Source organism: Legionella qingyii (assembly GCF_003184185.1).
The window spans coordinates 2,678-12,312 of sequence record NZ_QHJG01000059.1 but is presented as its reverse complement, the minus strand read 5'-3'; the positions used below and the strand labels follow the sequence as shown (position 1 = coordinate 12,312).

Below are 9,635 nucleotides of genomic sequence, written 5' to 3'. Positions count from 1 at the left end.
TCCCTCAAATCTATCTGATTTACTGGCTTAATTTTTGTAAAAAATTGTTTCTCTAACCCCAACAAGCATTCAGGACATTCTCATAAATAGTGTTTAATTCCATGACGTCATTCTCTACGTCAAGGTTTATACCGGTTTTAATTTTTCCAGTCCTTCTATTACTATTTATTTTTCTTTTCGTGAAATCGCTATGAACGTCGGCATCTGCGTTATGGTGCTTTTGGTTTATTAGGGCGTTGCTACCGCTATTGGTTTTTATGGTCGCGGGTGAAATTGTATCACTAGAGGAATAGTCCTATTCTATCAAGAATGGAAGACTAATATCGACTTTTTATTCCCGTATGCCTACAATATAAGACCCGCTGGACCGTGAGTTACGCCTACGAAGCAACTCATATGTAGTGGTCACAAAACGCGTCTAGAAGACCTAGGGCGCCTGTTTCGATGCTCTGCAGCTTATCTCTACCTGAAAAAAAAGTAGCTACATATCTTCTAAGCCCCTTTAGCGGGGCTTCCTTCTCTCTCGAGGGTTCAATGTTTGTCCTCAATGCTTTTTGGGGTTCCAGCTCCGTTTTTTTACAAAAATTACTCCCTCACATCTATCTGATTTACTGGCTCAATTTTTGTAAAAATTGCTTCTCTATCCCCAAAAAGCATTCAGGACTACTTTAATATTCGGCCACCGCTATCCTAACTGGGGTTACAACCCCAAATATGGTGTTAGTAGCTCCTAAAATTCATTTAATAACGGAGAAGATCACTCAGCGAACTACGTTATAAGAAGGTCTATTGAAAAGTTTTATATAAGTATTAGGCCGTCCCAATTTTAAAATTCATAAAAAAGGCGGTAAAGATTTACAGCGAACAAAAGTATTAATTTACGAACTTTATTTTGTGGAGGGTCGTAACGGCGTTATGAGCGGAATGCGTGGCCTAACCGGTTTATTTTTGCGACCTACGTAAGTAGATAGCGGGCAAGGAATAGGGTCCTCTGGGTAAGTAGTATTTTTCGGTATCGTCCTAGACTTAAGTTTTTCGATAAAAAAAGGTTAGGAACTTATCGCATTCGTTGACGGTGTTACCGAACATATAACCGGGTCCTTGTTAACGGCGATTAAACGCTTGATTAACCCTAGAAACGATGGCCATGGTTCGGATTTACTACCAACTAGTAGACTACCTTTTTTAAAGAACCAACGAAAAATATTTCTTTTAAAACATCTTTTACCCGTAATTTCCGAAGTCCCGCTCACTAAAATATCTATAATTGTGAAGGAAGGAATTCCGACAAAAGCGGCGCTAGTTAAAATCGGGTGGTAACTGGTTTCGCTTATTTCGGGTAACGTACCGGAGCTGAACGACGTCCGTCTTAATTGTACCCATGAAAATTATTTCGCAAATCGGAAACGTACACGACAAGTGACTCGTTTCCGTTCACGACTATAACGTTGTCGAGAAGTCGTTCGCTTTTGCGTAGCTATTAGTGTACTCGGTTACCTTTTATAAGTGCATTTACCGCACAACTTATTGATAACTATTTTGCAAAATTCCGTAGGGAATAATGACGTTGACATTTAAGTTCTTACTTAGGAAGTATTAGGTCAAGTTATTTAAGAGGAAACCGTAACTGATATAGGTGTAGTGGAACATTAAGTTTTGCTACGGGCTAATCAAACGGTAATTATTTTAGTTCGCGTTTTAGCTCGAATCGGGGTACAACTATCTCATTTACAAAGTCGCATAGAACTAACGCATTATGTCCTATTTGATTATGGCTTTCAGGTAATGCGCATATGCGTAATCCTAGACGTGGTACGAGATTATCGTTGACGCGGTTCCGTTGTAGTAATAATAGATGTCGGGTTACGTTACCTCAAGCGGGCCAGTGTAGACTAAATAATTGTAGCTGGAAGGCTCGTTAGTTGACAAGCCGTTAAACTTAAACCGCACATTATCGTGTGAGTTAATTCCCACATTTTGGTATAAGCAGTTACAGTAGGTTGCAAAGAGGACGAGCTTCTATTCGAAGTTTTAGTCCGTAAGCTACTGACTAATACAGTGAACGTTATCAGTAATTATTCCAGGAGATCCAAATCCTCATAATCATTTAAACCCGTATAATGGATTTGCGTCAACAAAAAGAACAAGGACTAACGCAGCAAGTAATAGTATAAGTGCAGCACGTAGTCATAAATTGCCTCCAAGTCCCAAATTTCCTCTCAGTTAAGGTAGTATTGCGACTGATAGATTGAGGCCTACAACATTTTATAATAAAACGTTAAGCGGGAGTCCTGGTCCAACTCGGAGTATTAGCCTCACAACTGCACGAAAATGATCACGATAGGCAGCGAGCGGAACGACAAGTCGGTCTGCAGAGACAGCGAGGTATCGGAACCAAAGTCGTTGGTTTATCCTTCATGAAAAAAGATATGCTCATCCATGTCCGTTTAGGTAACGGCTAGAGTCGTTTTGTATATGACGCGGTTATGGTGGTAGAAACCCATCACGCGACACTTTTCGTCAATGAAGTGACTAAACACCATTGGTCACTAATTAATTTAAGAAATTATGACCTCCTCATAAAAATCTCGGACGACATGGTACCCAATGCTCATATGTTACAAATACGAAGAAATAAACAAATAACTATTTAAGGTTGTTACGACATGCTCGGGGGAGGCTACCATTTAACCTCTCCAGGTCAAAACGAAGGGTACGTTAAACAGGACAAAAATTAAGTAATTTTGCGAATGGTCTTTGTCACCCTCATCGTATTCTATTTTATGATGAGCGGTCTTGTCCAAGAAGTTATAGTAGCCAATTTATTATAAGTAAATCGTATCAAATTTTTAGGTTAGCATAATTAGTTTCATATTGAATCGAATATTTTTCATCCTCCTAAAAAAATCGCTAGACCAACTAGTTTTATGATATAACCATACTACTTCAGGGAAGAGGGGTTTTCTCTCTTCCGTGGCTTTTTGGTAACCTTGATATTTATAAGAGCAACGTTTTAAAGTCGTTAAACGTGACGTAAGCTGCGTCGTGGAAACGCTTATAATAGACGTTGTTGGGTGTTTAGATTAGGTAAACCTACACTTTATAGAACTGCTTAAGCGGGTTGTTTATGAAGTAGTACCGGCTAGCGTAAAAAATAACGTCAGCCTATTTAACGAAATGAATGTAATAGTTGGTGGAAATGCGGCCCTCGGAATCGTTCTTAGAATGCCCGAAGAAGTCGTCAATTTCTAAAAAAATCAAGATTTACTTACCGAAGCCTTACAGGTATTTACTGTCCGTGAGACTGACGTCATCCTAACTGGTATTACGACAGTAGAAGGTAATAAAACGCCCAAAGGGTGTGGTAAAAGTAAAGAAGCGCCCATATTGGTAAAAGAAGTTTGACTAGTTATACGCCTTAACGTAATTTTCGTTAGACGACACCTATTTGTAACTGTAATCGTCCAGATGGTAAGTTCTCCAGGGGATGAACGCTTTGGTTAAGTGATTACCGAAAGAAAGGTCAAGGTCTTTGTCTAACTATGCAGCGTTGTAATTATGCTGATTAAGGATGTCGTAGTATGTTTCCGAAGTCTCGATGCTGGTAAACCTACCATCTCGTTAATCCTAACCGTTATTATGGAGATAAAAATATAAGTCGCTATGCTACTCGTAAATGAAGGCCTTGTTGATTTCCTTATAGCAGAAGTATTGCTTTTGTTCTCGACAATAGCTGTTGGTGTGTCGGTGAACGACGTCGGAATCCGCGTATAAGAAAACTCTGGCGGGGTGGGCGACTTTTATTTCGCTATAGTCGGAACGATTTTAGTTTGAGTCGCTCTAGGTTTTGTAGGTTAACGAACAAAAATTTGAGATGGCAAAATGGTTGTCTTGCTCTTGACCGGTTACCTATTTCACAGAAATAACCTTTTAATGCGAGAAGGTTATGTCAATCTTTACAAAGCGGTTGACGTGGTCACCGAGGGTGATACCGATGTAAATTAAGAGACGAGTAAGAACTGGAGAAGACATAAGATCCGTTAGTTACGGAATATAGAATTTATCACTAGGTAGTTGTGATTTCGGTAGTAACGAAGCCGTTACCCGTGTCGGGATTATGGGTGCGTTCCTAGTACAGCCGGAAATCAATGCTGCCAATGAAGTAGCGGTTTTTGTAACTGGCAGAAAGGTCCCCATCATTATGAGCTTCATCCGAAATTACGTTATGATTGGAGATATAAGACAGGTCATCTTTAGGGTGGATTTTAAGGAGGGCGTACTAACGATTCTTTTGGGACCACACTGTAAACTAGTGCTACGTGCCTTGGATTGACTAAGTGGCGCCGTTTAGGACGTGGATGAAGTTGGGGAAATTGACGTAATTAGCTGTAGTATCGTATTCGATTACAACGTAGGTCAAACAGCTTATGTCCCAGAGGGTTAGGATGTCCATGTAAAAATCGTTAATGCAAATGTGCTCGTGGATGTCTTAGGGGAACAGCAGAATTCACAAGTTATCGTAGTCGTTCTAGGACTTAAACGCATAATAATCCTGTCTTTTTTCTTAACAATAATTAGAGACTAAGTAGACGTTTCACGTTTTGGTTTAGCGGGTAAACAACGTTTATTGGATGCTAAAGTTACAAATTTACCGCGACGTTTATGTTGGCACGCTAACGAGGCCGACGATGTGCACGACGTCAGAGAGCACGACTTCTTGCTGGTGGAGGTGCTATTAGGGCTACTGGCATAAATACTACTATCCATTTTAGCCGTACCGGTCCTGCTTTATTTAAAAACTAAAGGAGTATTAGGGCTCTAGCAACTAGCCATAATACTTAGTTGTCTCGATATCCGCGTGGTCACCAAAATGGAAGTTTTTGTGGTCTTTCTTAAACATGGAATAGGAGAAGCGCCGCAACACAACATATAAACCTAACAGGCCCAAACGCAAATAGGTCTTTACCAACCTACAGGAGAAGAACGTTGTCATTAGGACCGCCCGTGGGTAGTTGGTGTGTCGGTTATCGGCCCGGTACTGAAAGTGGTTTTCAACAATGACATTTATTTCAAGGTTTCCATAATGGCCTGTAATTTCATGAGAAGATCAACGACGAAGCAATTATTTTTATACGGTACCGGTGGTACTGAGTAAAGTTCGGTCCATTTTCCTTGTACTCCTATTCGGAGTGTATTTCGGCGAAGTGATAAGGGATGAAGGTGTTAGTTTTGTGGGAGAAGCAAATTTATTAGTACTCGCAATACTTCTTAACAAAGTTGTTACCGGTTAGGTAATAATGAGCAAAGGTTTCGGTTGTGTCCGAGTACTGCCTTAAGCAGTCCATTACAAACGTAGAGAAGGAACGGATGTATACCTCCTAACGATTGATAATTTAGTATCGGATGGAACCCGTGAAATCTCTTTGTTAGACTAAGTTAATTTAATTCAACGAGAAGGTGTGGATTGACAAGTGCTAACTAACGTCGTTGTCGTTCACGAAGCGACCTTTATAGTTGACGTAGTTGGACCCGCAGCCCTTTTCGTATCGTTGTACGCTACCGCTACGTAGGCGACGGGCATGTATTTAGATTTTATGCTACGTGAAATAGGCGTAGCTGGGTCCCTCTTTTAAGTAAAAACTACTCAAGACGTTATCCGCTCGCGCCTTATTCTTGAGCAAGTAGGTGTATTTTACCTTATAGTGTTTTTATCCGAAGAAACTAATTTATGCCATGCCCATGGGCAACTAATTACGCGAAAAGGTTAACGACTACATTTACAAAAAAAAGTGACCATCAATTTGCACGTAATTCGGTTAAACTAAGATTTAGCATTCCGTTTCTGTTCGAAGAGTCTTAATTACTTACGTATAGTAGGGTTCGTAATAGTCACGGCACCGGTATTATGTTTAAGCGTAATTAACGCGTCCTGTGTGATTTTGCATTTTTTAGGTTTTAACACAGATCAAGAAGGCAAAGAAATTCATATATCAACGAGTACCCTAAAGCTAAGAGTAGGTCTTTTTCATGTTTAACATGGGATACAATTAGTTGTTTTCATCGGATTCACTTCGTTTGGTTTTGAGCCAAAGTAAATTTATAATCTTAAATCCGCATAAATTTGAGTAACGCACGTTTAGTTTCTATGTTCGTCGTGACGTGGACTCAATATGAAGTCAATAGTGAATTAGTAAGGATCAATTTTTACCGACTACTAAAAAATAGGCTACTTCTGTTTCGGGACAAAGCGCTTATGTACGCAAACCATTTTGGTAATTTACTTTTTTGGTTCGCCCATTTTTCAGGCCTTGGATTCGGAAGTTAAGGTTGGGGTTTTTAGTTTAGTGGTTATTTTGTTCGTTTTTTCCTTATAATGAACAGACTATACTAACACCTATGTCACGAAAGGCTCTGGTATGAAAGCATAAGTGTAGGTTCATAAAGGTCGGTCGCTAAATTCCGTAATTCTTTACCCGTGTAAGGTACCCTTCGGGCCAACCTAAATGTACCAAATTTTTCGCTTTTACGGGCTCTATGCAATACAGTTAAATAAGTTTGAGTCCGTCTTTTGTCGTTTTCTACAGATAATTAATAAGTGCCGTTTCCTCCGTTGGAGCCACGCGGTGGCCATTAATTTTTAAACGACTTAGCAACCAATGGGGTCAATCTACTTCAAAATCGCAAAGTATCGCGTAATGGGTTTCTACCTCCCTCACCTCGTCAGATACATGATGAATTTTTTGTCTTTATTGGTGTGGGTTCGATCTAACCTAAGTTCGCGTAGTAACGGACCCACTTCTGTTTCGGTATTGGGCCCAAGGTGGTGCGGACGGGGATGATGTAAAACGATAAAAATATATCAAGGAACTGAACGCAAGTACGGAATAAGACCCCTATTAAGCGATGTAATTATTTTATAGTTCTCTCTTGTACCTTGTAAATCCAGTTAAATAGTATTTAGTAACCGTCAATACCGAACGGGAATAGCACCAAAATAACGAATGTAAATAGTTACTCAATTAGTGAGTCTTTTTCTTTCGTTTTCTTGACTGGGGAGTTCGACGACAACTAAACTAATTAGTACTCTTACGACAACAGTAGCTAAACGCACTGTTTCTTCGGAAATTTGTTCCTGTGTAATAACTACGTTAGTTACGGGCTTCGCTTCTAAAACTTGTCGTTTTTTACCTATTCATATTTTTATGGGGGTAATAAGATTAACGAAGTGCGCGATAACTTCGTGTTAGAGAACGGTTGTTTTAAGCGCGGGTTCCAATAGTTGGCGTACATGAATCGCCACCTTAACGACGGACCTGTTTACGACTTAACGGTAATCAATTTCCCTTTATTCTCATACCGACTTTATTAATACATGTCATGACCAATAACGGGGATGACACAGTTTCGGTCCCTTAATAACGTTGTTTTCGTACGAAGTAAATGTCTGTAAGCATAGCTAAATGTTGGTCTTAATGCACTACTTTACTATTGTTTTTCGCCTTCTGCATGGCATGGCGTTTAAAAGTAATTACCGGTTGTACAGCCACCGACGCTACTAAATATACGGGACCTTCGGGTCCCTTTTGAGCTAGTTAATGATTCTCCTATCGTTCTAGTACTCGCTTGTTCGTTTGGTTCGCGTTTTGGTTTTACTTTGGGTTAAATACTAAGTTTCTTAAATACAATTTCTAAATAGCAAACTTTGTGGATTATGAGGCCGACACAAAGTTGTTGTTACCCTTGGTCTTGACTTAGAGCTTTAGTTATGATGGTTGTGTTACGACCTTCTTCCGCAAATACTTCACCATAATTGACATTGCTGTTGGCATTGGTTGGTTTTTCGATGACGTAAAGAACAGCTTCATTTTGTTCGGCCATAGAAGTGGTAAGTTCCACGTGGTCGCTTAGTTAACCTGGTAAACAATTTGTCGAAGACGGGGTTGTAAAATAAGGGAATGCGAGCACTTCGTTAATGGAGAGTTCATTAAGCACCGTCAAAGGGTGTTGACCATAACCGTGGTTAATTAAAACTACGAAATATGTACGTTGTTGAACGTCTTTTTGTTTTTCTTCAAGTTCGAATTTTTTATGTTGATGCATGATTTCATAACATCGGGCCCCTGTTCGATTCGGCATTGGGCCCCCAACCATTGTCCGTAGACAAAAATTGGGCCCAATGCAGTCAGGGCGATGTTTATGTGAGGATAAATTCTCGTATTTTACTTGGTTTTTTTGTAACGGTATAATCCACGACCGAGAACCCCTTGACGACAACGTTAAGTGGACCGGTTTCACCCTGTAGCACACAACAACACCCCTGTACTGGGCGTCGTACAACGAGAATACTGCCTCTTTTTTCGTTTGGGTGCAATAAATGGACTATAGCTAAAAGGACTTTGGGAACTCGGAAGTCGGCTAAAACTAGCTACGTATCTGCTTCGGGTAATGCAATAATAACGCCAAGGAAGCGTACGAAAACGTCTTTAATAGTTGTTTTATTTCTTTTGCGGTGTTCCCAATCGAACCGACTGCTTTCCTTAACTAGGTGTTTCGGTAGTCAATAATTCACTAAATCACTCGGTTTGAAAACCAAGATGGAAAGGGTTTCGTTAATAAAGTCCGGGTAGTAAACGGTTTCTTCATCGAGTGAAGGATGGGTGGCGGCATTGAAATCGAAGATTACTAAGTCTTATAGTTTTTTCGTAGGCACTTAATGAAGTAGTGCTATTGGAAGCACAAATGGACTGACTACTAGACTAGCCCCACGTTTAAACACCACGCTAATTTTTGCAGAACCGATAACCGACACCGTAGTCACTACCAAATCCAATACCTCGCTTACGGTTTCGGCGTAATTAATGGGCGCCTAATCGTCTTTACCTCGCAGAACCTGAACGAAACCCTCGTGCACGTCTTTGAAAAGAACCGAACCGACCGCATCCACTAAATCAGAATTGGACGTGACTACTAGTTAGTGCTTTGGCGGCAAAGCCGGATGAGGATCCTGTTTTATAGTCGTAGTTGCTGCGACTTGTCGTTTAACCGGTTCAACATCTCCCATTTATATTGCGGAGGGTTCAGACGAAGGAACGGTTTGTCGTAGTACATCTTTACGGCTAAACACTCGTTTAATTACGCGATGACGATCCTTTTTAATCAGGTTTTGTTCATCACGTCTTAGATTACTCAGCCGGCGGATTCCTTCTTATTGAGCGAGAGGTACTCAAGATATGGAGCCTAAAAGACGGTAAAAACAGTAAGGGCGCTGCTGTAATCTCTAATTACAGTAAGGGCGCTTCTGAAATCTCTAACAACAGTAAGGACGCTTCCGTAATCTCTAATTACAGTAAGGGCGCGTCCGCCCTTAGATAAGAATTTGATGGTGACGTGGGACGATCTTTATCTAAGGGCGGACGCGCCCTTGCTGTCAAAAAGAATTTACTTACCGTCATAGTGATCTCAATGTACCTTTAATCCAAATTCGAAATTGTAGGTGTTCGAGCTACAGGAGTCTCCGGTTGCGAGCGGGTTCTAAGTTCGTAGGGGCTTGCCAATACTTAAGAACAGTAAGGGCGCGTCCGCCCTTAGATAAGAATTTGATGGTGACGTGGAGTGATCTTTATCCAAGGGCGGAT

Annotated in this window: 1 protein-coding gene; it reads right to left on the bottom strand. The window is 40.5% G+C overall.

Features of this window, described 5'->3' with window-relative positions; all coding sequences use genetic code 11:
• Positions 1-7,734 precede the first annotated feature (7,734 nt).
• Positions 7,735-7,878, bottom strand: coding sequence for a hypothetical protein (locus tag DGG96_RS20995; RefSeq protein WP_165831654.1), 144 nt, complete (start codon positions 7,876-7,878; stop codon positions 7,735-7,737).
• Positions 7,879-9,635 lie beyond the last annotated feature (1,757 nt).

Coding starts and splice junctions, on each gene's coding strand:
- DGG96_RS20995 (WP_165831654.1), bottom strand. CDS start 7,878: ATGGCCGAACAAAATGAAGCTGTTCTTTACGTCATCGAAAAACCAACC.